Genomic DNA, 25558 nt, shown 5'->3' with positions numbered 1-25558 from the left:
ACGTCAAAGGTTGTAGACCGCAGCAAACGCGCCGCGACGACGTCAGCGACCGGCGGACGGGTCGCGCAGCTTCTCCACCGAGCCGGCCATGTCTTCAGCCAGCTCGTGCAAGGCGGCGGCATCGACATCGCGCTGCGCGTAAGCGCGCATGCCCATCACTTGGGCCTGCAGGCGGCGCCCCAACCGGCGCGGATCGTGCGCTGCAGACAGCTCACCCGCCGTCCGGGCCGCCTCGAAGCAGGCCACGAAACGACTTTCCATGGCCGCCAACAGCTGGTCGGCCTGACGCCGTGTAGCGTCATCGCGCTCGTTGAGCTCGAGCAGACTCTTGACTAGCATGCACGCCCGGCAGGGCATCTGCCGGTCCCGCAATCCGCCCAGGCTGCGCAGGTAGGCCGCCAGCCCGGCCAGCGGGGAGGCGTGCGCCTGCAGCTGCGCATCCAGCTCGGCGAGGCCCTGCTCGGCATAACGATCCAGCGCGGCCTGGAAAAGCCGAACCTTGTTGCCGAACGCGCCATAGATACTGCCCGGACGCATATCCAGCGCGCGCTCCACGTCCTTGATCGACGTCGCATGAAAACCCTGTTCCCAGAACAGCTGCACCGCCTGGTCGAGAGCGTGCTGACGATCGTAGAGCGGTTGGCGCGGCATGGCGTATACGAAGCAGGTGGCGGTTAGACGCCGGAAAAGAGAAAATCATTCTAACTTGAGTGATTGCTCAATTACGATTAATCTGTGCCGCAGCATTCTGCCGGCGCCGCATCCCCGGGCAGCGCCACTCGAACCCAAGGATTCGCCCCATGGCCGATTTCATGCGCCACGATCGACAAACCGCCCCCGAAGACAGCAAGCCATTGCTCGAGAACTCGGTAAAGGATTTCGGCATGATTCCGAACCTGCATGCCGTAATGGCCGAAGCACCCGGCCTGCTCGAGGGCTATCAGCACCTGCATGCGTTGTTTCTCCACACCAGCTTCAGCGCCGAGGAACAGACGGTTGTCTGGCAGAGCATCAACGTCGAGCACGGCTGCCACTACTGTGTACCCGCGCATACCGCCATCGCGAAACAGATGGGGGTCGATGACGCGATCACGGACGCGCTGCGCGACGAAACCGAGCTGCCCACGGCACGACTCGAAGCCCTGCGCGACTTCACGCTGAGCGTCGTGCGACAGCGCGGCGAAGTCAGCGACGACGCGGTCCAGGCGTTTCTCGACGCCGGCTATACGCGCCGTCAGTTGCTCGAGGTGGTTCTTGGCGTATCGCAAAAAGTGATGAGCAACTACGTCAATCACCTCGCCGAGACGCCGGTCGACGCGCCGTTCCAGAAGTTTGCGTGGCAACACAACGGCTGATCGACACGCGACCGCGACTTCCAACGCCAACGCCTGCTGGAGCATGGACGCCATGACCGACCGGACACGACTGCAACTGAGTCTGCTGCTACTGCGCCTGGGCGTGTTCATCGTCATGGCCATCTGGACCATCGACAAGTTCGCCAACCCGTCCCATGCGGCCGGCATCTTCGAGAAGTTCTACGCGATTCCCGGGGTCGGCTCGATGCTGGTCTGGGGGCTGGGCATTCTCGAGGGTGTGCTGATCATCGCGTTCGTCGCCGGGCTTCGAAAGCGGCTGACCTATGGTCTCGTCATGGTCTTGCACGGCGTATCGACCTTCTCGGCCTTTCGCCAGTATCTGACGCCGTTCGAAGGCACACACCTGCTGTTCTTCGCGGCATGGCCGATGCTGGCCGCCTGTATCGCCCTCTATCTGCTGCGCGATCAGGATCGCATGTTGAGCTTCACCAGCTCGCAGCGCAGCTGACACCTAGGCTACCGGGCAGCACACGCTGCCGCGCGGGCCCGCGAGCACACTGGAAATCGGCCGCGATCACGCCACGAACCATCGATGCGCCACGTGCGAACCGCATCGCGCGGCTGAGGTAACGCTTCGCGCCCGACGAAGCGCCACAATCACCGGATACAGGCGGCACCCTGCCGCCCGACGATCCGGGCGACGGCCGGCGGGCAGACGCCGCGCCGGCTCGGGGAAAACAGTTCGGGCCCTGCGGGCTCGATGTGCGTCCGTCGTTCTAAGGGTACGCGCCGTTATTCGACAGTGACCGACTTCGCCAGGTTGCGCGGCTGGTCGACATCGGTGCCCTTGGCCACGGCAACGTGATAGGCGAGCAGCTGCAGCGGCACGGTATAGGCAATCGGCGCCAGGGTTTCGTCCACATGCGGCATATCGAGCACGGTGATGCCGGGGCCGGTATCGAGTCCGGCTTCGGCGTCCGCGAACACATAGAGCTTGCCGCCCCGCGCCCGCACTTCCTGCAGATTCGATTTCACCTTCTCGAGCCAGTCGTTCTTCGGCGCCACCGCGATTACCGGCATCTTTTCGTCCACAAGCGCGAGCGGGCCGTGCTTGAGTTCGCCGGCAGCATAGGCTTCGGCGTGCAGGTAGGAGATTTCCTTGAGCTTGAGCGCGCCCTCCATGGCGATCGGGTACATCGGCCCGCGCCCCAGAAACAGGGCGTGCTGCTTGTCGACAAACTCTTCGGCCAGTTTGCGAATAGCGTCGTCGAGATCGAGCACCTGCTCGACGGCTTCCGCGACGCGATGAACGTCCTGCGCGAGCGCGCGCCGGTCGGCGCTATCGCGCTCGAGCATGCCGGTAAGCAGCAGCAGACACAGCAGCTGCGTCGTGAAGGCTTTAGTCGACGCCACGCCGATTTCCGGTCCTGCGTGGGTCATCAGCACCAGGTCGGATTCGCGGGTGAGCGAGGTTTCCGGCTTGTTGCAGATGGCCAGCGTGGCCATGTATCCGCCGGTGTTATTGTCGCGGCCGTTGCCGAGGGACTTGGCATAGCGTAGCGCGGCGAGCGTATCGGCGGTCTCGCCCGATTGCGAAAGCGTCACGAACAGGCAGTTCTTGGGCACCACCGGGTCGCGATAGCGATATTCGCTCGCCAGTTCGACGTTGCAGGGAATACGCGCCATCGATTCGAGCCAGTAGCGCGCGACCAACCCGGCATGATGACTGGTACCGCAGGCCACGATATGGATCGCCTCGACGCCTTCGAGCAGCGTCTTGGCCTCGGCGCTGATGCTGGAGGCAAAGATATCGTCGGCCGAGATCCGGCCCTGCCAGGTTTCGGCCAGCGCCCGCGGCTGCTCGTAGATCTCCTTGAGCATAAAATGGCGATAGTCGCCTTTCTCTGTCGCCGAGATCGACAGCCCGGTCTCCTTGACCTCGCGTTCGACCACCTGGCCTTCGCCGTCGAGAATGTCGTAGCGCTCCGCGCTCATGATCACCAGGTCGCCTTCCTCGAGGTAGACGAAATTGCGGGTGACCGGCAGCAGTGCTGCCACATCGGAGGCGACGAAATGCTCGCCGATGCCCACGCCAAGCACCAGCGGCGAGCCGCTGCGTGTTGCCACAAGCGTTTGCGGATCGTCGCGGCAGACCACGGCCAATGCATAGGCGCCGTGCAGCTCGTTCACGGTCGCGCGCACCGCGCCTGCCAGATCGGTGCCGGTGCCGAGATGGCTGTCGACCAGATGGGCGATTACTTCCGTATCGGTCTGCGACGTGAATTCGTAGCCCTGGTCCACGAGCCGCGCGCGCAGCGGCTCGAAGTTCTCGATGATGCCGTTGTGCACAACGGCGACGCGCTCGGTCGAGACATGCGGATGGGCGTTGGCCTCCGACACGCCGCCATGCGTGGCCCAGCGGGTATGGGCGATGCCCAGGCTGCCGGGGCGCGGCGCCTCGTCGAGCCGGTCGGCGAGCGCCTGTACCTTGCCGACCGCGCGGGTGCGATCCAGCGCGCCGTCGTGCACCAGCGCCAGACCGGCGGAATCGTAGCCGCGATATTCGAGCCGGCGCAGCCCTTCGAGCAGAATGGGTTCGACATCACGCTGGGCGCTGGCCCCGACAATTCCGCACATTCGAGCGTTCCTTCTTTCGTGGCACCGCGCCGCGAAAGACCGGCACGGTGATCCGGCCTGCTAGTCGTGGCCGGGCGTGTGCTTTATCGGCCGTTTCCAGCCGTCGATACTCACCTGCTTGGCGCGTGACAGCGTCAGTGCCTCGGCGGGCGCGGTCTTGGTGACCGTCGAGCCGGCCCCGATCGTCGCGCCGTGGCCGATATCCACCGGCGCCACGAGCTGGCTGTCCGAACCGATGAAGGCATCGTCGCCAATGGTGGTGACATGCTTGTTGGCGCCGTCGTAGTTGCAGGTGATCACACCGGCACCGATGTTGACGTTGTCGCCAACGGTGGCGTCGCCGACATAGCTGAGATGATTGATCTTGCTGCCCGCGCCGAGGCTGATCTTCTTGGTCTCGACGAAGTTGCCGATCTTGGCGCGGTCGGCCAGTCGCGTGTCCGGCCTCAGACGGGCGAACGGCCCGATCTGGCAACGCGCACCGACCTGGGCGTGCTCGATCACGGTATGCGACAGCACCTGACTGTGGTCGCCGATTTCGCAGTTGCGCAGCACGCAGTGCGGCCCGACCGTGACGTTGTCACCGAGCACCACTTCGCCTTCGATGACCGCGTTGACGTCGATCAGGCAGTCACGCCCGATGCGCAGGGACCCACGCAGATCGAAGCGATCGGGATCGCGCAGCGTCAGGCCCTGATCCATGAGCGCATCCGCCTGCCGGCGCTGCAGCAGGCGCTCGGCCAGCGCGAGATCACGCTTGTTGTTGATGCCCTGGGTCTCCTCGATGTTGCCGGACTGGCCGGCCACGATCTGCACCCCATCGCTCGATGCCATGGCGATGCAGTCGGTCAGGTAGTACTCGCCTTGGGTGTTTTCGTTGGTCAGGCGCGACAGCCAGTCGCGCAAGTGGCGCGCCTGCGCGCACAGCAGGCCCGTGTTCACCTCGCGGATATGGCGTTCGTCGGCGGTGGTGTCCTTGTCCTCGACGATACCGACCACCCGGTTCTCGTCATTACGCTTGATGCGCCCATAGCCCGCGGGATCATCCAGCACCACGGTGAGCAGTGCCAGCGCGTCGCGGCCGGCCGCCTCCACCAGATGCGACAAGGTGCCCGCACGCATGAGCGGCACGTCGCCGTAGAGCACCAGCACACGGGCATCGTCCGGCACATCGTCGATCGCCTGGGCGACGGCATGGCCGGTGCCAAGCTGCTGTGCCTGATAGACCCAGTTCACGTCCAGATAGCCCAATGCAGACTGCACCTGCTCGGCGCCGTGACCGTAGACCACGTGAATCTGCTGCGGGTCGAGCGCCTGTGCGGCCTCGACGACGTGCTTGAGCAGCGGGCGATCGCCCAGAGGCTGCAGGACTTTCGGCAACGCGGAGTGCATGCGTTTGCCCTTGCCCGCCGCGAGGACAACGATATGTAGACCCATAATGAGTGCGATTCGACGGTTTGTCGTGGACTATACAGCCCCGGCCACGCCTTGCGTAGACGGGTCGGCCGGGCGCTCGCCGAGCCAGCCGGCCCATGCCGCGGGCATCTCGGCCCAGACCTCGACATGCAACCAGTGCATCCGTGCCGGATCGGCCAGCAGACGGCGTTTTTCATCGACCGAAAGCGATTCCGGACCATGGTCGAGCACACGCTCGGCCAGCTCCCGCCGATACTCGGCGATGGGCGGCGCGAAACGGCGTTCGTGCCCCTGCATGCCGACATGCATGGCGTTGATCACCGGGTCCACCACGGCTTCCACGAAACCGGCTTCGGGCGGCGCATCGGTTTCGAGTTCGACCACGCGCGCGAGTTCGGCCGGCGCGTTGCGCTCCTCCGGGATCAGCTGGAGATCGTGCCTGCGCATCCAGATGCCCAGATCGGCGCGCGAGGTGAGCACGGTAATCGCCGGAGCTAGGATGAGCGGCACGAGAATCGGCGCCAGCCACGGCGCAAAGCCGGGCGTATACCAGAGCAGCAACCCGCCCCAGCCCAGCGCCAACAGCATGCCCCACATATGAAAACGCAGCGCCCGCAGCCAGGGCACCTGTGCATCGGCCCGCTGCTGCGCGTTCCATTTCACCTGCTTGCCGATAAGCGTGGTGAACACGAAGCGCGTGTGCGCGAGCATGCGGATCGGCGCGAGCAGTGACGTCAGCACGATCTCGATCAGCGTCGATGCGATCAGATTGCCGACGCCGCCGAACTCGCGCTGGGTACCGCGCGCGACGATCATCACCACGCCGAGGATCTTGGGCAGGAACAACACCACCAGGGTCGCCACGAACAGGCTGACGGCCCAGATCGGCTGCCATACCGGCCACTGCGGGAACAACGCGCCCGCAACCGGAAAATAGTCGGGCGTGCGCAGCGCCTCGAGCACCGCCTCGGCACTCGACAGCAGCAGGAATACGAACCAGATCGCGGCCGAGGTATAAGCCATCACGCCGTTGGCGAACAGTGCGCGATGCGCCGGCGCGAGGTTATCCGAAAACAGCAGCCGGATGTGCTGGATATTGCCCTGGCACCAGCGCCGGTCGCGGCCGAGCTCATCGAGTAGCGTCGGCGGCACCTCCTCGTAGCTGCCGGGCAGGTCGTAGGCGATATACACCCCCCAACCGGCACGGCGCATGAGCGCCGCCTCGACGAAATCGTGGCTGAGGATGTCGCCGGACAGCGCCCCCCGGCCCGGCAGTCGCGGCAGCGCGCAGTGGGCCATGAACGGCTCGATCCGGATGATGGCGTTATGGCCCCAATAGTGCGCGTTGTCCAGATGCCAGAAATGCAGCCCCGCCGCGAACATGCGCCCGTAGACACGGGTGGCGAATTGCGCCACCCGTGCGAGCACGCTGTCGCGATTGACCGCCGTGGGCGGCGTCTGGATCAAGCCCGCGCCGGGGTTGGCCTGCATCCGGTCGACCAGCGCGGTTAGCGTGTCGCCCGCCATGATGCTGTCGGCGTCGAGCACGATCATGTAGCGGTAATGCCCGCCCCAGCGCCGGCAGAAATCGGCCAGATTGCCGCTTTTGCGCTTCACGCGCGCGCGCCGGCGGCGATAGAACAGACGGCCGAAGGCATCCAGACGGCGACACGTCTCGGCCCAGGCGTTCTCTTCGGCCACCACCGTATCCGGCTTGACCGAATCGCTGAGCACGAAAAAATCGAACGCATCGAGGCGGCCGGTCGCCTGCAGGGATTCATAGATTGCCTGCAGCCCGGCGAAGGTCCGCGTGACCTCTTCCTCGTAGATCGGCATGACGATGGCGGTACGGGCGTCGTCGGCCGGCGGCGCAGCGGTTCCCATTGCATCGTCGGCGAGCGGTACGGACGCCGCGGCAGGCGGCGACGGTTCAGCCCGTACCAGGTAGCGGTCCCCCCGCCAGAGCACGAAGAACCCCGACAGCGCGGTCCAGAAGCCAACCAGGATCCAGGCGAAGAGCATGAACGCCGCGCCGAGGATGAACGTTTCCAGGATCGTCGCACCGCGATGCGGCAGCACGGTCGCCATATAGGCCGCCGCGCCCGCCGCTGGCAGGGCCACCATGAACGCCAGCAGCGTCTGGCGCCAGCGTACGACGCCCTTCAGCCGACTGGGCACGGCCTTGGGCAGGCCGTTGCTGGCTCGACGCAGCCACGGCAGGAAACGCCACGGCCGGCGGTCGATATCGGCCGGGGACATCGGCCAGCGGTTGAGTTGCGGCATGGCCGCGCTGCGCAGCGCGCCCGCGGTCGGCGGGTGCGCTTCATCCTCGTGCCGCAGGCGCGGATAGGTGGTCTCGATGCGCGAGATCAGCTCGTGATCACTGCCATCGGCCTGGATATCGCCATCATCGTCCTGCAACTGTTCGCGCAACCGCTGGAGCGCCGCACGGCGATCCGCGGGGCGGGCGTCGATGACCCGGGCACGCAGGGCACGGCGCCTGTCGTCTGCCAGGCCGAGCCGCGACAGATAGGCGTCGACCGCTTCGATCACTTCCGCGTTGGCGGGCCTGTCCTCGCTCACGGTGATAGCGCGTAACTCCAGGTCTGGGTAAGCGCGCCGCCATTGGCATCCGCTAGGAACGCGCGCAACTCGAGCGGCGAGTCCAGCGACTCGGTGGGCACCAGGAAAGTCAGGCGCCAGCCGCCGGTATGCGGGTTGCGCACCGCTTCGATGTTGTTGATCGTGGCATCGCGCATCGCATTCACCCGCGGCTGCACGTCACCCGCCTCGGTGAGATTTTCGAGCTCACCGCCGACGAATTCGATGGCCACCCGAATGGTGTCGCGCGGCTGCCCCGGTACCACTGCCGCGCGGCCGATGCGCGAAGCCGCGGCGTGGGCCAGCGAATCGGGGCCGGCGAGCTGCGAGCTCCAGTTGATGTTGTACGCGTAGTGCAGCCGCTCGCCCGCTTCCACCGGATCCTTCGGCACCCAGTAGAGCGCGATGTTGTCGTTGACTTCGCTGTCCGACGGGATTTGCACCAGCTCCAGATGGCCGTCGCCCCAATCGCCCTCGGGGGTGATCCAGGCACTTGGGCGGCGCTCGTACTGATAGTCGAGATCCTGATAGTGGTCGAAATCGCGATCCCGCTGCATGAGCCCGAAGCCGCGAACGTTGTTCGCCGCAAACTGATTCATGGACAGCTTCTGCGGATTGCGCAGCGGCCGCCAGAGCCATTCGCCGTTCGGCGCCGAGATCAGCAGGCCGTCGGAGTCGTGGGCTTCGGGGCGATAGTCGTCGAGGCGCGTGAGGCTGTTCTCGCCCCACATAAACATGCTGGTGAGCGGCGCGACGCCGAGCTTGCCAATCGCCTTGCGCGTGAACAGCGTCGCTTCCACGCGGGTCTTCGTGGCCTCGCCGGGCGTGATCTCGAAGCGATACGCGCCGGCGGCGCTCGGGGAGTCGAGCAGGGCATAGGCCGTGATCGTGTCGGCCTTCTTGTCCGGCTCGACGAGCCAGAAGCTCACGAACGCCGGGAATTCCTCGCCGGATTCTCCGCCGGTGTTGATCGCAAGCCCGCGCGCGGACAGGCCGTAGTGCTCGTCGGCGCCAAGTGCACGGAAATAGGACGCGCCCAGAAAGGACACGATCTCATCGAGCTTACCCTCGGTTTCGAGCTCGTGCAGCAGCTTGAAACCGGCGTAGCCCAGATCTTCCGGTATGCGATCGCGCAGTTCGGGGTTCGGATACTGGAAACGGTTCTTGTCGAACCGGAACTCGCCGACCCCGTGATCGTTGACCAGATGCATCTTCACCGGATGCGTGTAATACGAGCCGGGGTGGTAGAACATCGACTCGAAAGGCAGACCAGTGTCGTGCCACAGGGCACGATCGCGCTTGTAGCCGATCTGATCGAGCTGCGCGAAATCGAATTCCTGCAGAAACTTGGGAATCTGCGACGGCGCGCTGTATGGCTTGCCGGCACGCGCCTTGGCGCGTTCCACCACGTCGTCGTAGCCGAACCCGTCCTTGCCGGTTCGGGTGTCGGACGTCGCATCGGCCTTGGGCGCTTCACCTGCGTCCGAGGTCTGCTTCGCGGCCTTGCCCTCTGCTGCCGATGCCTCGGCTGCCGCTGCAGGTATCGCGAGCGTTGTGCCGAGCACAAGAAACCCCGCGAGCAGGCCAGTGGGCCAGTGCCTAATCATTTGATACTCCAGTGTGAACCACGGCCCCCGCCAATCCTGCTACCGACAGCAGGCGCCCTCGACGAGTTCCGCTTCGATACGCTGCGCTTAATCTAACAAAACGCGTGCCAGCCTGGGCGCGGCGTGCGTATTTCAGTAGCGGCGCTTCCAGGGCAAGCGCAATTTCTGCGCCATGGAACGCAGACCAGGCAGGATCGCGCCGGTACTTTGCGAAAAGTTGACGGTCATCTGCACGTCGTCCTCGGCGCCGGGTGTGGCCGCCCAGCCGGCAGACAGATAATTGACGCTCAGATCCACCCGATCGCTGAGCTGGGACAGGCCGAGGTTCACGCCAGTCCGCGTGGCACCGCGTACCTGCGCATAGCGGCTTTGGCCAAGCGCGAACGTCGGTGACAGCTCGGCATCGAAACCGGCGATACGCAGCCCGCGGCTCGCCGAGAACTGCCAGAGCGTGCCGTCGACCGGTAGCGCCAGCGGTGCCGCCATGCTCGCGGCGTACCAGCCGAGACTGCTGTCGATGCGCCAGTCGCGCCAGCGCAGCGTTTGTGCCGCAAGTTCCAGTGCCAACGGCGTACTGTCGCTGGCACGGCTGTCCACAGGGGCGCCGAGGTGGGCGCTGAACTGCCAGGGGCGGCCGAAATCGGTCATCGTCTTGCGACGCGACACCACCAGCGATTGTGCCAGCGCCGAGTCTTCGCGCAGTGCGGACGGCTGATGCAGGCGCAGATCGTGGGATACCTGCCAGCGCGATCCCAGCGACTGGTTGTTCTGCAACTCGACGCCCCGGTCGCCGGCGACGATCGCGCTGCCGAGCGCATTGAACTGCGGATCGGCCTGGAAATAACTCAGCGTGGATTCGCCCGCGCCCACGCTACCGGTCAGGCCCATGCGGGCGGCGCGGCCGACCAGGGGGTCGCCCTGGGCGTTCTTGTTGCTGACCTGGGCCACTTCCGTGGACAGGTCGGGCATATACCAGCGCCCCCCGAGATCGAGACGATTCTCCGCGCGAACAAGGGTCTGCCCGCCACCGAGGGTATTGCCCTCGCCTTCGGTGCGCAGGGCCGAAACCTTCAGCAGCGGCACGTCGTTGGCGTCGGTACGCCACTGCAAGCCACTGGTTAGATACTGCTGGGTCGCGCTGCTGAGGGCGTCCACGCCGACAAACGCCTCGGCACGGCCGAAGCCGCGTGCCATGCCGGACAGATCGACGGTGCGCTCATCGCCATGGATCGTTCGCTCGAACGAAGACGACATGAAGGGCGATATGGACTTGGCCGGGCTGGCCCCCGCCGAGACGGGGCACAGCAACGCGAAGCCACTGGCCCAAAGAAAAAACCGGATTGCGAAGCCGTCACGCGGCATGGCGTGTACCGGGGAAGGTATGGATGACGCGATGCAACAAACCTAGCGGAATGCTGCACGCACCGCAAGTTACCCGTAGAAGGTGAACTTGTCTATAGGTTTCGTGCGTATCGAACCGGCGGGCCTTACTGACCGGAGCGCAGTTTCTTGACCATGTGCAGGCGTGCCGCTGCTTCGGCCAGTTCGGACTGGGCACGGGCGATATCGACCTTGTCCTCGGCCTTGGCCACCTGCTCTTCGGCGCGTTGCTTGGCTTTCTCGGCCGCTGCTTCGTCGATATCCGCCGCACGCTCGGCGGTATCCGCCATGACGGTCACCAGGTGGGGCTGGACTTCGAGCACGCCGCCGGAGACGAAGAACTGCTGCTCTTCCTGGCCTTCCTCCTGAATACGAACCTGGCCGGGGCGCATGCGCGTGAGCAGCGGCGCATGGCGCGGCGCGATGCCGACCTCACCCATTTCCGCGGCGACGAATACCATGGTCGCCGACCCGGAATAGATCTGGCCTTCGGCACTGACGAGGTCAACGTGTAGTTTCATATCGCTGCTCTATGGAAGAAGAAGGCCGGCGCCGCCACGGCGCCGACCGTCCGTTTCATGCCGGCGGCTATCAGGCCGCCTTCTTGCCCATGTCTTCGCCCTTCTTCACGGCCTCGTCGATGGTACCGACCATGTAGAAGGCCTGTTCGGGCAGGTGATCGTAGTCGCCGTCGACAATGCCGCGGAAACCGCGAATGGTCTCGGTCAGCGGCACGTACTTACCGGGCGAACCCGTGAACACTTCGGCCACGAAGAAAGGCTGCGACAGGAAGCGCTCGATCTTGCGCGCCCGGGACACTGCCAACTTGTCCTCTTCCGACAGCTCGTCCATGCCCAGGATCGCGATGATGTCCTTGAGCTCGCGATAACGCTGCAGCGTCTGCTGCACGTCGCGCGCCGTCTGATAGTGGTCGTTGCCGATCACGTTCGGGTCGAGCTGACGCGAGGTGGAGTCGAGCGGATCCACGGCGGGGTAGATGCCGCGCTCGGCAATGCCACGCGCCAACACCACGGTCGCGTCCAGATGCGCGAAGGTGGTCGCCGGCGAGGGGTCGGTCAAGTCGTCCGCGGGCACGTATACGGCCTGCACCGACGTGATCGAGCCCGTCTTGGTGGAGGTAATGCGCTCCTGCAGCAGGCCCATTTCCTCGGCCAGCGTCGGCTGGTAACCCACCGCCGACGGCATGCGACCCAGCAGCGCGGACACCTCGGTACCGGCCAGCGTGTAGCGGTAGATGTTGTCGATGAACAGCAGTACGTCACGACCTTCGTCACGGAAGAACTCGGCCATGGTCAGGCCGGTCAGCGCGACACGCAGACGGTTGCCCGGCGGCTCGTTCATCTGGCCGTAGACCAGGGCCACCTTGTCGATGACGTTCGACTCCTGCATCTCGTAGTAGAAGTCATTGCCTTCACGGGTACGCTCGCCGACACCCGCGAACACGGAGTAACCGGAGTGCTCCGCGGCGATGTTACGGATGAGCTCCATCATGTTCACGGTCTTGCCCACGCCGGCGCCGCCGAACAGGCCGACCTTGCCGCCCTTGGCGAACGGGCAGAGCAGATCGATGACCTTGATGCCGGTTTCCAGCAGTTCCTGGCCGCCGGACTGATCCTCGAAGGATGGCGCGGCGCGATGGATCGGCGCCTTCTCGTCAGCGCCGATATCGCCCTGCTTGTCGATCGGCTCGCCGAGCACGTTCATGATGCGGCCCAGCGTCTTTTGGCCGACCGGCACGGAGATCGGGCTGCCGGTATTCTCGACCGTGGCACCACGGGTCAGACCTTCGGTCACGCCCATGGCGATACAGCGGACCACGCCGTCACCGATCTGCTGCTCGACTTCGAGCACCAGGTCCTTTTCCTTGAGGATCAGCGCGTCGTGAATGCTGGGCAACGATTCGCGATCGAATTCCACGTCCACAACGGGGCCGATGATCTGTACGACTGTACCGCTACTCATATCCGATTCCTCACCTGGGCAGCGTTTCGCGCTGCCGATCTGTGTCTAGGGTTTCGCTTGTTCGGGTCCGTTACGACACCGCGGCCGCGCCGGCCACGATTTCAGACAGCTCTTGCGTAATGGCTGCCTGACGCTGCTTGTTGTACTCGAGCTGGAGGTCGTCGATGATCTCGCCGGCGTTGTCGGACGCCGACTTCATCGCGACCATCCGGGCCGCCATCTCGCAGGCCACGTTCTCGACCACGCCCTGGTAGACCTGGGCCTCGACGTAGCGAACCAGGATCGACTCCAGCAGCTCGGCCGGCTCGGGCTCGTAGATGTAGTCCCAGTGGTCCGGCAGGTCTTCGTCCTCGTCTTCGGGCACCGGCAGCAGCTGCTGCACTTCCGGCTTCTGCGTCATCGTGTTGACGAACTCGTTGCCCATCAGGAACAGGCGGTCGATCTCGCCTTCGCGATAGCCGTCGAGCATCACCTTGATGCTGCCGATCAGGTCGTCGAGATGCGGGGCGTCGCCGAGATCGACCACTTCCGCCTTGATGTCCTTGATCCGACGGAAGAAGCTCGCGGCCTTGCGGCCCACGACCACGATGTCCACCGGGACGTTCTGCTTCTCCCAGTGGCGCAGCTCGCCGAGGATCTTGCGGAACAGGTTGATGTTCAGACCGCCGCAAAGCCCGCGGTCGGTCGAGATGATGATCATCCCGACCCGATTGACTTCGCGCTCGACCATAAACGGATGCTGGAAGTCGGGGTTCGCCTGTGCCAAATGGCCGATCGTGCGCCGAATCTTCTGCGCGTAGGGGCGCGCCGCCTCGACGCGCTCCTGGGCCTTGCGCATCTTCGACGCGGCGACCATTTCCATGGCCTTGGTGATCTTTTGCGTATTTTCTACGCTCTTGATCTTGGTCTTGACTTCCTTGCCGCCGGCCATCAGTTGACTCCGTTGGTGGACTCAGGAACGCGCGGTGTTACCACGTATGGGTTTCCTTGAATTCCTTCAGCGCCGTGTGCAGCTCCGATTTGATCTCGTCGCTGTAGTCGCCGGTCTCGTTGATCTTGTCGACCAGACCCTTCTGCTCGCTTTCCATGTACTGGTGCAGCGCAGCCTCGAAGTCGGTGACCTTGTCGGCGTCGACGTCGTCGAGATAGCCCTCTTCCGCCGCGAACAGCGACGAGGCCGTCAGCGCCACGGAAAGCGGGTGATACTGCTTCTGAATCATCAGCTTGGTCACACGCTCGCCGTGCTCGAGCTGCTTGCGCGTGGCATCGTCCAGATCCGAGGCGAACTGCGCGAACGCCGCCAGCTCGCGATACTGGGCCAGCGCCAGACGAATGCCGCCGCCCAGCTTCTTGATGATCTTGGTCTGGGCCGAACCACCCACACGTGACACCGACAGACCGGCGTTCACGGCCGGGCGGGTGCCGGCGTTGAACATGTCGGTCTCGAGATAGATCTGACCGTCGGTAATCGAGATCACGTTGGTCGGCACGAAGGCAGACACGTCGCCCGCCTGGGTCTCGATGATCGGCAGCGCCGTCAACGAACCGGTCTTGCCGGTGACCTTGCCTTCGGTCAGCTCTTCCACGTAATCGGCGTTGATGCGCGAGGCGCGCTCCAGCAGACGTGAATGCAGATAGAACACGTCACCCGGGTAGGCTTCACGGCCCGGCGGACGACGCAGCAGCAGCGAAATCTGACGATAGGCAACCGCCTGCTTGGACAGATCGTCATAGACGATCAGCGCGTCCTCGCCCTTGTCGCGGAAGAACTCACCCATCGAGCAGCCGGCGTACGGCGCGATGTACTGCAGCGCCGGCGAGATCGCCGCGCCCGCAGCGACGACGATGGTGTGGTCCATCGCGCCTTCTTCCTCGAGCTTGCGCACCACGGCAGCGATCGAGCTGTTCTTCTGCCCGATGGCCACGTAGATGCACTTGATGCCCGTGCCCTTCTGATTGATGATCGCGTCGATCGCGATCGCGGTCTTGCCGATCTGGCGGTCACCGATGATCAGCTCACGCTGGCCGCGACCGATCGGGATCATGGCGTCGATCGACTTGAGACCGGTCTGGACCGGCTCGTCGACGGACTGACGCTCGATCACGCCCGGTGCGACCTTTTCGATCGGCGACGTCTGGGTGGTGCCCAGCTCGCCCTTGCCGTCGATCGGCTGACCCAGCGGATCGACGACACGTCCCAGAAGTTCCTCGCCGACCGGCACTTCCAGAATGCGGCCGGTGGTCTTGACCTCGGCGCCTTCCGAAATATGCGTGTAGTCGCCCATGAGCACGGCGCCCACCGAATCCCGCTCGAGGTTGAGCGCAATACCGAAGGTGCCGCCCGGGAATTCGAGCATCTCGCCCTGCATCGCGTCGGCCAGGCCGTGAATTTTCGCAATGCCGTCAGCGAGGCTCACCAGCGTGCCGACGTTGCGCGACTCGGTAACGGAATCGAAGTTTTCGATCCGTTTCTTGATCAGGTCTGAGATTTCCGACGGATTGAGTTGCATTGACCTTATTCCTCTATATCCATGTCGCTTGCGGCGAACTGCCGCGAGCGGATGATCGCCTGTGGATCCGGGCTAGTGCGCCAGCGACTGCCGCATGCGCTCGAGCTGAGCGCGCAGCGACCCGTCGATGACCATGTCGCCGGCCCGGATCACGGCACCGCCGATCACGTTTTCGTCCTGCTCGAACGTCAGCCGCACGCTGCGGTCGAGCCGCTTCTCCAGAGACTTGGCCAGTGCCGAGCGCTGCTCTTCGGAAAACTCGACGGCCGATGTCACGCGCACGTCGACGCGATGTTCCGCGTCGGCCTTGCGCTGTTCGTACAGCGTGGCGATCGCCGGCGCCAGACTGAGCCGGTCGTTCTCCACCAACAGCCGCACGAGATTCCGCGCGCCCTCGTTCAGATCGCTGTTACCCACCTCGATGACCACGTCGGCCATGCGGCTGTCGGCGATCTCGGGGTTGTCCATGAGCAGAACGACGTCCTCGTTGGACACGATGGCCGAAAGCGCGGTCAGCGCCTGCGACCAGTCGTCGAGCTGACCCTGCGCCTCGGCGAGTTCGAACACGGCGTCCGCGTAGGGCCGCGCCAGCGTCTGCATCTCGGCCATGGCTAACGAATCTCCGCGACGAGGTCGTCGATGATGTCGTTATGCGCCTTGGCGTCGATCTCGCGCTTGAGGATGCGCTCGGCACCGACCACTGCCAGCGAACCGACTTCGCGGCGCAGGTCTTCCTTGGCGGAAGCCACGGCCTGATCGATTTCTTCGCGGGCAGCGGTGACGATGCGCTCGCCTTCGGCACGGGCGTCGTCGCGAGCCCGCTCGAGGGTATCGTCGGCCTGGCGCTGAGCGTTGGTCAGGATTTCCTGGGCCTGCTCGCGCGCCTTGCCGACCATTTCCTCGGCCTTGGCGGTGGCTTCGTTGAGCTCGCGGGCGCCGCGCTCGGCGGCCGCGAGACCTTCGCTGATCCGCTTCTGGCGATCACGCATGGCCTGCATGATCGGCGGCCATACGAACTTCATGGTGAACCAGACGAAGACCGCGAAGACGATCATCTGGGCCAGCAGTGTGGCATTGATGCTCATGGGTTACCCCTGGCTTTCGTAACTCGACTTAAGCGACTAGGCGAAACCGGGTGTTAGCCGCCCGCAGACTGCACGGCCGCCACGAACGGGTTGGCGAACGTCAGGAACAGGGCGATACCGACACCGATCATGGACACGGCGTCCAGCAGGCCGGCGATCAGAAACATGCGGCCGGTCAGCATCGGGGCCATTTCCGGCTGACGAGCGAGACCTTCCAGGAATTTGCCGCCCAGCAGGCCGAAGCCCAGCGCGGTACCGATGGCGCCGAAGCCGATCAGCATCGCGACAGCAATGGCGGTCATGCCCTGGACGTCAGCAATTGCTTGTTCCATTTTCTACTCTCCAGTTTACGAGTCAGTGGGGTCGTGGGTCAGTGAGATCAGTGGTGCTCTTGGGCCATGCTGAGATAGACAATGGTCAGCATGCCGAAGATATAGGCCTGCAGGGTGATCACCAGAATATGGAAGATCGCCCAGCCAACGCCGAGCAGCACCTGCAGAATGAACATGGGCACGGCCAGCAGGCTGGCGCCCGCGCCGAGCGTGAACACGGCGATCAGAATGAAGATCAGCTCGCCGGCGTAGAGGTTGCCGAACAGTCGCAGCGACAGCGAGACGGGCTTGGCCACGGTCTCCACCACAAACAGCATGAAGTTGAACGGCGCCAGCCAGGGGCCGAAGGGATGGGTCAGCGTTTCCTTGAGGAAGCCAAGCCCACCCTTGATCTTCACGCTGTAGAACATCATCAGCAGAAAGACCGAGATCGACAGACCGAAGGTGATGTTCAGGTCCGTCGACGGCACCACCTTCAGGTACTCGATGCCGCTGGCGTGCGCGGCCGCCGGCAGCGCGTCGACCGGCACCAGGTCCATGAAGTTCATCAAAAAGACCCAGACGAAGATCGTCAGCGCGAGCGGCGCGATGAGCGTGGAACTGCCGTGATAGATGTCGCGCACCTGGGTATCGGTGAAGTCGACGATCATTTCGACGAAGTTCTGCAGCCCGCCCGGCTCGCTGGCCGTGGCCTTCTTGGCCGCCATGCGGAAGAAGAACAGGAAGAAAACGCCCAGCACGATGGCGAAGAACAGGCTGTCGACATTCAGCACCCAGAATCCGCTGGCATGCCCGTCGAAGGACATGCTGGCCAGATCGAACTTGAGGTTCGTCAGGTGGTGCTGGATGTACTGGGTAGCGGCGCTGCCACCTTCTTCGGCACTGGCCATACGATTTGTCCTCGATGAAAGCCTATGTCGAACCCGCTGCCATTCCTGCCAGCTAGCGCGTCAATATGAGGGCAAGCCAGTAACAAGCCAGGCAAGCCACGTACGTTGCCAGCAGCTCGAAAAACTGCTGGCCAAACAAAAGGGCTGCCGTAAGAAACAGCCCTGCGGTCAATCCTAGTTTTCCCAGCTCGCCCCAATAGAAGGACCGAGCCATTCTGGATGCGTCGGTCTGGCGGCGGCGCGGCAACATCCACAACGCCATCCAGAGGCCGGGCACCGCAGCCACGACAGCCCCGAAAAAGGCTGCCATCGCCGGCTCCGGCCCGCCCCTGGCGCCGAACACGGCGGCCATGAACAAACCGGTGGTGATCTGTGCTGCGAACACCGCCCATGCGAGGCGCATGTTACGCAGGCGTGGTCGGGTCATCACTGCGCGAATCCCCCACCGCTGCACCGTTCTGACACGCTTTTCTCTCGCGACAGATCCGGCGCTCGGCGGACTATAGACAAAGCCAAATCGAAGGTCAATCGCGACAAAAACGTGTGTTATCTACAATAATTTGGTTTCTCGCCCTACTTCAGGCGGTCCAGCAACGCGTCCAGTTCGGCGGCATTCGGGTAGTCGATCACGACCCGTGCCCGGCCGCCTCGCTGCGACCGCACGGTGACCTTCGCACCCAGGGTATCGCCGAGCTCCCGTTCGAAACGCACCAGTCGATTGCTCTGGCGCGAGGCGGGCTCGCTGTCGTTCTCGGCCATGGCAGAGGCGACCAGCGCCTCGGTCTGGCGCACGGTCAGCTGACGGGCCGCGACGCGGGCCGCGAGGTCGGCCTGCAGCGCGGCCGGCGCGCCCAGCAGCGCGCGAGCGTGGCCCATCTGTATATCGCCGGCACGCAGCAACGCCTGTGCTTCGGAAACGAGCTCCGACAGGCGCAGCAGATTCGACACGCTAGCCCGCGAACGGCCAACGGCCTGGGCACAGGCCGCGTGGGTCATCCCGCATTCCTCGATCAGCCGGCGCAGCGCAGCGGCCTCTTCCAGCGGGTTGAGATCCTCGCGCTGGATGTTCTCGATGAGGGCGACCGCCATCGCGGCCTCGTCGGCCATGGCGCGCACCACGGCCGGCACCTTGCCCAGCCCGGCCAGACGCGCGGCACGCCAGCGACGCTCGCCGGCGACGATCTCGTAACCGCCATCGGTTTCACGCACGACCAGCGGCTGGACGATGCCCTGGGTGCGAATCGACTGCGCCAGCGCTTCCAGCGCCTCGGCGTCCATGTCGCGGCGCGGCTGATAGCGCCCCGGGCGCAGGGCGTCGAGATCGAGTTCGACGAGTTCGCTGCCGGTTTCCGGTGCTTCGTCGAAATCGTTGCTCAGCAGCGATTCCAGACCCCGCCCCAGTCCTCGTTTCTTCTGTGCCATAGCCGTCTGTTCTTTGGTTTGTACGCGCGATCAGCCGGCCGAGCGCCGACGCCGACCGAACAGGGACGATACCGCGCGGCGCGCGCCCTTTTGCGGCGCATCGATGATCTCGCTGTCGTCGCGCCCCAGAATCTCGGCGGCCAGCGCGCGATAGGCGGCGGCGCCCGAGGCGGCGTTATCGTAATGCATGATCGGCACGCCGTGACTGGGTGCTTCGGCCAGACGGACGTTGCGCGGAATCACGGTGTTGTAGACCGCGCTGCCGAAGTAGTCGGTGAGCTGCGCCGACACGTCGCCGGTCAGCCGGTTGCGCGGATCGAACATGGTGCGCAGCACGCCTTCGATGATCAGATCCGGGTTCATCATCTTGCGCACGCTCTCGATCGTTTCGAGCAGATCGGACAACCCCTCCAGCGCGTAGTACTCGCACTGCATGGGGATGATCACGCCGCGCGCCGCGGCCAGCGCGTTGACCGTGAGCATGGACAACGCCGGCGGGCAGTCGATGACCACGTAATCGAAGCTGTCGGATATTTCCGCGAGCGCCTTCTTGAGCGCCAGGCGACCGTTCTTGCGATCGCGCAGGCCCACCTCGGCGGCCGTCATGTCGCCATTCGCGCCGAGCAGAAAGAACTCGCCGTCGAGTACCACCTGCAGCGCTTCCGACACGCCCTTGTCGCCGAGCAGAAAGTCGCAGACCGTGGCGTCGAGCGCGTTCTTGTCCACGCCCACGCCCATCGTGGCGTTGCCCTGCGCATCCATGTCCACGAGCAGCACGCGCTGCTCGGCCTCGGCCAGGGCCGCGGCGAGATTGATGCTCGTAGTGGTCTTGCCCACGCCGCCTTTCTGGTTGGCAATGGCGATGATATTGCTCATGGGCGCTCAGTCTAGGGCCTGTTGCCGTTTCATACGAGCGCCGCGTTGGCGTCCGCAAATCGTGTTCTGCAAGGCGCGAGTGGCCGATCGTGGCGTGCCACGATCAAGACTCGCAACGCCGCAGGGCATGATTTGCGGCCCAACCCTTCGGGACAAGGGCTGTTTTCTGGCAATCCAGCGTTCTAGCCCGCTTGCGCAGAATGACTGCGCGGCGCGCGCTACGCCTCGTCTTGCCGGAAAACAGTCCTTGGCGCGGACTCGTATGAAACGGCAACAGGCCCTTGGACTCGGCGCCCTGCTGTGACCCGCCGCGCGCCGGCGCCTAGATCAGGCCCGGCTCCAGAATCGCGAGATGCCGCTCCGCCGCCAGCCCCGGCACGGCAAGCGAGACAGTGTCGACGTGCCGGAAGTCCAGCGGCAGCGCAGACAGTTCCGCCGCCGGATCGCGCCCCTTCATCAACAGGAAACGCCCGCCAGGGGCAACAACGTGGCCGGCCAGGCGCGCGCATTCGTCGGCCGCGGCAAAGGCGCGGCAGATCACGCAATCGAATTTCTCGGGCGGCTGCCAGGCTTCGACCCGCTCCTGCGCGACGGTGACGTTTTCGAGACCGAGCCGCCGACGCGCATGGCGCAGAAACGCTGCCTTCTTGCGATTGGCTTCGACCACGGTCACCGCCATGCGCGGGCGCACGATCGCAATCACCAGCCCGGGCAGGCCGGGCCCGCTGCCGATATCCGCCACCGCCGCGCCGGTAACGAAATCCAGCACCGCGAGACTGTCGAGCAGATGCCGCGTCACCATGGCCAGCGGATCACGCACGGCCGTGAGGTTATAGGTGGCATTCCACGTCGACAGCTCGCGAAGATAGGCGATCAGCTGCACCTGCGCGCTTTTCGAGACCGCCACCCCCAGCGTCTCGATGCCTGCCGCGAGCTGCTGCTCGCAGGCGTCCCAATCCGTCATTGCCATGCGTTATCCGTTGTCCCTGCGCGCACAAGTAGCCGCTCAGGATAGCGATTTTCAAGCACTCAGCGCACCGGCAGGGTAATCCAGCGGTGAGCGCACGATGCAGGCAGGCCCGGCTGTGGCTTAATCTGCGAAGCCGGCAGAACAAGAACGCGCACCGCGCACTGGACACCCAACATGACCGATCCCCACGAAGCCGGCCGCGACAGCGCACGCCCCGAGGCCGTCGCGAAGCGCCACAAGCTCGGCAAGCGCACCGCGCGCGAGAACATCGCGGATCTATGCGATGCCGACAGCTTTCTCGAGTACGGCGCGCTGGCGATCGCGGCCCAGCGCAGCCGCCGCGCGGTCGATGACCTCAAGCGCGACACGCCCGCCGACGGGCTCGTCAGCGGCGTCGGCCGCGTCAACGGCGACGCCTTCGACGCGGCCACCGCCCGCTGCGTGGTGATGAGCTACGACTACACCGTGCTGGCCGGCACCCAGGGGTTCCAGAATCACCGCAAGACCGACCGCATGGTCGATATCGCCCTGCGCGATCGCCTGCCCGTGGTGTTTTTCACCGAGGGCGGCGGGGGCCGGCCGGGCGACGTGGACACCGCGCTCATCGCCAGCTCCGGCCTGGAGGTCACCAGCTTCTATTCGTTCGCGCGTCTGAGCGGCGAGGTGCCGTTGATCGGCATCAACGCGGGGCGCTGTTTTGCCGGCAATGCGGCGTTCTTCGGCTGTTGCGACATCACCATCGCGACCCGCGATGCCAATCTCGGCATGGCCGGGCCGGCCATGATCGCCGGCGGCGGTCTCGGCGATTTCGCGCCCGAGGATATCGGCCCGGCCGACGAGCAGGCCGCCATCGGCGTGGTGGATATCGTCGTCGATGACGAGGCCGAAGCGGTGGCCACCGCAAAACGCTGCCTGGCCTATTTCCAGGGCGATGTCACCCATTACACGGCGGGCGACCCGTCCGCGATCGGCGCGGCCATGCCCGACAATCGGCGCATGACCTACGACGTGCGCCGCATCGTCGCCGCACTCGCGGATACGGATTCGATGACCGAACTCGGCGCCACCCACGCGCCCAATCTCGTTACCGCGTTCATCCGGATCGAGGGCAAGGCTCTGGGCGTGCTCGCCAACAACCCGCGCAGCCTGGCCGGCGCGATCGACAGCCCGGCCGCGCGCAAGGCCGCGAACTTCATGCGCCTGTGCGATACCCACGGCATTGCGCTGCTCACGCTCTGCGACACACCGGGCATCATGGTCGGCCCCGAAGCCGAGAAGACCGGCACCGTGCGCCATGCATCGGCCCTGTTCATTGCCGGCGCCCGGGTCAGCGTGCCCTGGTACGGCATCATCCTGCGCAAGGCCTACGGCCTGGGCGCGCAGGCGATGCTGGGCGGGCACCTCAAGCGCCCGCTGTTCACCGTCGCCTGGCCGAACGGCGAACTCGGCCCGATGGGCGTGGAAGGCGCGGTGACGTTGGGTTTCCGGCGCGAACTCGCGGCCATCGAAGACCCGGCCGAGCGCACGGCACGCTTTCAGCAGCTCGTGGACACGATGTACGAGCAGGGCAAAGCCGAGAACGTGGCCACCTTCTTCGAGATCGACGACGTGATCGACCCGGCCGAATCCCGACGCTGGCTGGCCGAAATGCTGGCCACCGCCTGATCACCCACGCTATCGGCTGCGGGCCGGCGAAGTCGGGACTTCGAGGCTGCATATCGGCCGCGTGTCGGCGACGATCCGGCCAGTCGTCAGGCGGCGCCTGGTATCCGGAAGACACGAGGGCGAACGCGCCACGGCCGCGTCAAGAACCTCGATCAATGGATCCAGAACAGGCACAACGTAAGCGCCGCGAGCGAGCCGCTAGCCGTCGCCGGCGATCTTCGCCCAGGTATCGCGTAGCGGCACGATGCGATTGAACACCGGCTTGCCGGGCGCGTGATCGTGGCGGTCGGCGACGAAATAGCCGATCCGTTCGAACTGGACGCGGTATTCCGGCTCGACCGTGGCCAGGTCCGGCTCGATGACGCAGTTTTCGATTACGGTCAGCGAATCCGGGTTGAGATCATCGAGCATGTCGCGATCGCCGCGGCCGGGGTGTTCGCTGGCGAACAGGCGGTCGTACTGGCGCACTACGGCCCGCTTGCCGTGGCTGGCCGAGACCCAGTGGATCACGCCCTTGGGCTTGATACCGTCGGCCGGATTGTCGCCCAGCGTGTCCGGATCGTAGCTGCAATGCACCTCGATAATATCGCCGGCGTCGTTCTTGACCACGTCCGTGGCTTCGATGACGTAGGCGTTGCGCAGGCGCACGCGCTTGCCCAGCACCAGCCGCTTGTACTTCTTGTTCGCCTGTTCGCGGAAATCCTCTTTCTCGATCAGCACTTCGCGGGTGAACGGCAGGGTGCGCTCGCCCATATCGTCGCGGTTCGGGTGGCCGGCAGCCACCAGCTTTTCGACGCCGTCTTCCGGATAGTTCGTGATCACGATCTTGAGCGGGTCGAGCACACACATCGCACGCGGGGCGTTGTTGTTCAGGTCATCGCGGATGGCGTGTTCGAGCATTGCCGCATCGACCACACCGTCGGTCCGCGCCACGCCGATCGTTTCGCAGAAGTTGCGGATCGACGCGGGCGTATAGCCGCGCCGGCGGATGCCGGCCAGCGTGGGCATACGCGGATCGTCCCAGCCGTCGACCACGTTCTCGTCGATCAATCGCTTGAGCTTGCGCTTGCTGGTGACGGTGTAGTTCAGGTTCAGGCGGCCGAACTCGGTCTGTACCGGGCGTGCGGGCACCGGCAGGTGTTCGAGGAACCAGTCGTAGAGCGGGCGGTGATCCTCGAATTCCAGCGTGCAGATGGAATGGGTGACGCCTTCGATGGCATCCGACTGGCCGTGGGCGAAGTCGTAAGACGGATAGATGCACCACTTGTCGCCGGTCTGATGATGGGCGGCATGGCGGATGCGATAGATGATCGGGTCGCGCAGGTTCATGTTGCCGGCGGCCATGTCGATCTTGGCGCGTAGCGAGGCCGTGCCTTCGGCGAACTCGCCGGCGCGCATCTTCTCGAACGCGGCGAGATTCTCTGCCGGCGTGCGATCGCGATAGGGGCTGTTGGTGCCCGGCGTGTTCCAGTCGCCGCGGTATTCGCGCGCCTGTTCCGAGGTCAGCTCGTCGACATAGGCATCGCCGTTTTCGATCAGGTGCAGGGCGTAGTCGTAGAGGGTGTCGAAATAGTCCGAGGTGAAGCGCACCGCGCCGTCCCAGTCGAAACCCAGCCAGTGCACGTCTTCCTGGATGGAATCGATGAACGCCTGTTCCTCTTTTTCCGGGTTGGTGTCGTCGAAACGCAGCCGGCAACGGCCGCCGAAATATTCGGCCAGGCCGAAGTTCAGGCAGATCGACTTGGCATGGCCGATATGCAGAAAGCCGTTCGGCTCGGGCGGAAAACGGGTGACCACCTCGCCGGTATGCGCGCCGCGCTCGATCTGCTCGGCGATCATGTTGCGCACGAAATTGTTGCCACGCCTGGTGTCGGCTGCGGTGGCGTCGCTACGGCTGTCGTTCGATGCGGTGTCGGTCATAGGGTCTGGCGGGCGCTCTGCGGGTCGAACGGATCGATGAATGAACAATACGTGGCGCCAGTATAGCGGCTCGGTCGACCCCGATTCGCCCCGTCTTCGCCTGCCGGGGGCCGGCCCGCGCTGGGCAGATTCGCCCATTTGGGTTATCAATAAAGACGAGACAACCGGAGCGCTTCGATGAGCGACAAGATCGTTTCCATCCACGCCGGGGCCTCGCGGCCCGAACCGCAGGCCGCCCGCGCGCCGCGTCCCGCCGTGCCCCGGGTGCCCGACTTCGCCCATGCCGATGCCACCTGGCTGAGCCCGCGCGATATCGCCTTCCTGCTCGATGCCGCCGGCTATGACACGGCCGACGACGCACTGATCACCGAAGGCGTGTCGCCCGCGATCGAGGCGCTGATCGAGCAGGACGCGATCTATCGCAAGGTCGCCGGCGACAGCGGCGGCTGGCTGGATATTTCGCCGCAGCTGTATTTCCATGTCGTGCTACGCCGACGTCTGCCGCGCCCGAAGACCTATCTGCAGCGGCGCGTGATCCGCTATCTGGCCAATCTGCTCAGCCTGTTCGTGCGCACCGACCGGCTGTACCGCGTACAGCCCGGCGAGCAGGAAAGCTTCGAATACCTGATCGATCTGATCGCCGAGGCCGCCGAGAGCGAGCACGAACGCCAGTTTCTCGTGCATGCGCATCTGGGCAACTACGCGCTGTTTCTGGCCGGCGTCGGCCGCGGCTGGATCGAACACCGGCTGCGCTATGGCCGCAGCGCCCTGGGTGTGGATTATTACCGCGACATGGGGCGCAACGCCTATCACCAGGCCGCCTCGCACCGGCTCGCCCGGGATCTCGACCTGGCGCCGGTGCTGGATTATCTCGCCGAGGGCTTCGACGGCTATGCCCGCGCGCTGCAGCAGCTGCAGCGCGGCACCCAGCCTCGCGTCGGTTAGCGC

General features: G+C 64.9%; 24 protein-coding genes. 5 read left to right on the top strand and 19 right to left on the bottom strand.

Annotation, left to right across the window (positions count from 1 at the left end; all coding sequences use genetic code 11):
* Nucleotides 1–42 precede the first annotated feature (42 nt).
* Entirely contained in the window at nt 43–651 is a 609-nt protein-coding gene (locus J7355_RS11290) for a TetR family transcriptional regulator (protein WP_209062732.1), read from the bottom strand.
* A 149-nt stretch (nt 652–800) separates the two neighbouring features.
* Between J7355_RS11290 and J7355_RS11285 the strand changes: the two genes are divergently transcribed.
* Both J7355_RS11285 and J7355_RS11280 read left to right on the top strand, forming a co-directional pair.
* A complete protein-coding gene (locus J7355_RS11285; RefSeq protein ID WP_209062730.1) occupies nt 801–1355 on the top strand; it encodes a carboxymuconolactone decarboxylase family protein in 555 nt (184 codons plus the stop codon).
* Between the two features lie 52 nt (nt 1356–1407).
* Nucleotides 1408–1824 (top strand): hypothetical protein, encoded by a 417-nt coding sequence (locus tag J7355_RS11280; protein ID WP_247739930.1) that lies wholly within the window; start codon nt 1408–1410, stop codon nt 1822–1824.
* Nucleotides 1825–2108: 284 nt separating this feature from the next.
* On the opposite strand, the gene glmS is transcribed toward J7355_RS11280, so the two are convergent.
* The 5 genes from glmS to J7355_RS11255 form a co-directional block, all read right to left on the bottom strand.
* Nucleotides 2109–3953: a glutamine--fructose-6-phosphate transaminase (isomerizing) gene (gene glmS / locus J7355_RS11275; RefSeq protein ID WP_209062728.1), complete on the bottom strand. Its 1845-nt coding sequence runs from the start codon at nt 3951–3953 to the stop codon at nt 2109–2111.
* A gap of 60 nt (nt 3954–4013) precedes the next feature.
* The gene (glmU, locus tag J7355_RS11270; protein WP_209062726.1) at nt 4014–5390 is read right to left on the bottom strand and encodes a bifunctional UDP-N-acetylglucosamine diphosphorylase/glucosamine-1-phosphate N-acetyltransferase GlmU; all 1377 of its coding nucleotides are present in this window, start codon (nt 5388–5390) and stop codon (nt 4014–4016) included.
* Between the two features lie 30 nt (nt 5391–5420).
* Nucleotides 5421–7952, bottom strand: a complete 2532-nt coding sequence (gene mdoH / locus J7355_RS11265; protein ID WP_209062724.1) for a glucans biosynthesis glucosyltransferase MdoH — start codon at nt 7950–7952, stop codon at nt 5421–5423.
* Nucleotides 7949–9577: a glucan biosynthesis protein gene (locus J7355_RS11260; protein ID WP_209062722.1), complete on the bottom strand. Its 1629-nt coding sequence runs from the start codon at nt 9575–9577 to the stop codon at nt 7949–7951. Before J7355_RS11260 ends, mdoH begins: the two co-directional genes overlap by 4 nt.
* A gap of 132 nt (nt 9578–9709) precedes the next feature.
* The gene (locus J7355_RS11255; protein ID WP_209062720.1) at nt 9710–10831 is read right to left on the bottom strand and encodes a hypothetical protein; all 1122 of its coding nucleotides are present in this window, start codon (nt 10829–10831) and stop codon (nt 9710–9712) included.
* Between J7355_RS11255 and J7355_RS11250 the strand changes: the two genes are divergently transcribed.
* Nucleotides 10830–10985, top strand: a complete 156-nt coding sequence (locus J7355_RS11250; RefSeq protein WP_209062717.1) for a hypothetical protein — start codon at nt 10830–10832, stop codon at nt 10983–10985. The two genes, J7355_RS11255 and J7355_RS11250, sit on opposite strands and share 2 nt — an antisense overlap.
* A gap of 79 nt (nt 10986–11064) precedes the next feature.
* On the opposite strand, the gene J7355_RS11245 is transcribed toward J7355_RS11250, so the two are convergent.
* From J7355_RS11245 to rsmG, 12 genes are all read right to left on the bottom strand, one after another.
* Complete coding sequence (locus J7355_RS11245) at nt 11065–11478, bottom strand: F0F1 ATP synthase subunit epsilon (protein ID WP_209062715.1); 414 nt, start codon at nt 11476–11478, stop codon at nt 11065–11067.
* Nucleotides 11479–11548: 70 nt separating this feature from the next.
* Entirely contained in the window at nt 11549–12940 is a 1392-nt protein-coding gene (gene atpD, locus J7355_RS11240; RefSeq protein ID WP_209062713.1) for a F0F1 ATP synthase subunit beta, read from the bottom strand.
* A gap of 70 nt (nt 12941–13010) precedes the next feature.
* Nucleotides 13011–13871 carry a F0F1 ATP synthase subunit gamma gene (atpG, locus tag J7355_RS11235; protein WP_209062711.1) on the bottom strand — a complete coding sequence of 287 codons (861 nt, stop codon included), beginning with the start codon at nt 13869–13871 and terminating at the stop codon, nt 13011–13013.
* 37 nt (nt 13872–13908) lie between these two features.
* Entirely contained in the window at nt 13909–15450 is a 1542-nt protein-coding gene (gene atpA / locus J7355_RS11230; RefSeq protein ID WP_209062709.1) for a F0F1 ATP synthase subunit alpha, read from the bottom strand.
* Nucleotides 15451–15522: 72 nt separating this feature from the next.
* Nucleotides 15523–16059: a F0F1 ATP synthase subunit delta gene (locus tag J7355_RS11225; RefSeq protein ID WP_209062707.1), complete on the bottom strand. Its 537-nt coding sequence runs from the start codon at nt 16057–16059 to the stop codon at nt 15523–15525.
* Between the two features lie 2 nt (nt 16060–16061).
* A complete protein-coding gene (locus J7355_RS11220) occupies nt 16062–16535 on the bottom strand; it encodes a F0F1 ATP synthase subunit B (RefSeq protein WP_209062705.1) in 474 nt (157 codons plus the stop codon).
* Between the two features lie 53 nt (nt 16536–16588).
* Nucleotides 16589–16867 carry a F0F1 ATP synthase subunit C gene (atpE, locus tag J7355_RS11215; RefSeq protein WP_209062704.1) on the bottom strand — a complete coding sequence of 93 codons (279 nt, stop codon included), beginning with the start codon at nt 16865–16867 and terminating at the stop codon, nt 16589–16591.
* A 47-nt stretch (nt 16868–16914) separates the two neighbouring features.
* Nucleotides 16915–17757, bottom strand: coding sequence for a F0F1 ATP synthase subunit A (atpB, locus tag J7355_RS11210; RefSeq protein ID WP_209062702.1), 843 nt, complete (start codon nt 17755–17757; stop codon nt 16915–16917).
* A gap of 52 nt (nt 17758–17809) precedes the next feature.
* Nucleotides 17810–18184, bottom strand: coding sequence for an ATP synthase subunit I (locus J7355_RS11205; protein ID WP_209062700.1), 375 nt, complete (start codon nt 18182–18184; stop codon nt 17810–17812).
* Nucleotides 18185–18330: 146 nt separating this feature from the next.
* Nucleotides 18331–19179 carry a ParB/RepB/Spo0J family partition protein gene (locus J7355_RS11200; protein WP_209062698.1) on the bottom strand — a complete coding sequence of 283 codons (849 nt, stop codon included), beginning with the start codon at nt 19177–19179 and terminating at the stop codon, nt 18331–18333.
* A 30-nt stretch (nt 19180–19209) separates the two neighbouring features.
* Complete coding sequence (locus tag J7355_RS11195; RefSeq protein WP_209062696.1) at nt 19210–20055, bottom strand: ParA family protein; 846 nt, start codon at nt 20053–20055, stop codon at nt 19210–19212.
* Nucleotides 20056–20377: 322 nt separating this feature from the next.
* Nucleotides 20378–21025: a 16S rRNA (guanine(527)-N(7))-methyltransferase RsmG gene (gene rsmG / locus J7355_RS11190; RefSeq protein WP_209062694.1), complete on the bottom strand. Its 648-nt coding sequence runs from the start codon at nt 21023–21025 to the stop codon at nt 20378–20380.
* Nucleotides 21026–21199: 174 nt separating this feature from the next.
* Here rsmG and J7355_RS11185 point away from each other — a divergent pair, with 174 nt between their 5' ends.
* Nucleotides 21200–22690 (top strand): carboxyl transferase domain-containing protein, encoded by a 1491-nt coding sequence (locus J7355_RS11185; protein WP_209062692.1) that lies wholly within the window; start codon nt 21200–21202, stop codon nt 22688–22690.
* A 198-nt stretch (nt 22691–22888) separates the two neighbouring features.
* On the opposite strand, the gene J7355_RS11180 is transcribed toward J7355_RS11185, so the two are convergent.
* Nucleotides 22889–24610: a glutamine--tRNA ligase/YqeY domain fusion protein gene (locus J7355_RS11180; protein ID WP_209062690.1), complete on the bottom strand. Its 1722-nt coding sequence runs from the start codon at nt 24608–24610 to the stop codon at nt 22889–22891.
* Nucleotides 24611–24787: 177 nt separating this feature from the next.
* Here J7355_RS11180 and J7355_RS11175 point away from each other — a divergent pair, with 177 nt between their 5' ends.
* Entirely contained in the window at nt 24788–25555 is a 768-nt protein-coding gene (locus J7355_RS11175) for a hypothetical protein (protein ID WP_209062689.1), read from the top strand.
* The last annotated feature ends 3 nt before the right edge of the window (nt 25556–25558 follow it).

The sequence above is a fragment of the Endozoicomonas sp. G2_2 genome (assembly GCF_017744135.1).
Lineage (GTDB): Bacteria > Pseudomonadota > Gammaproteobacteria > Nevskiales > Salinisphaeraceae > Salinisphaera.
Note: the sequence above shows the minus strand (reverse complement) of the source record. Positions and strands in the feature narration are given on the sequence as shown.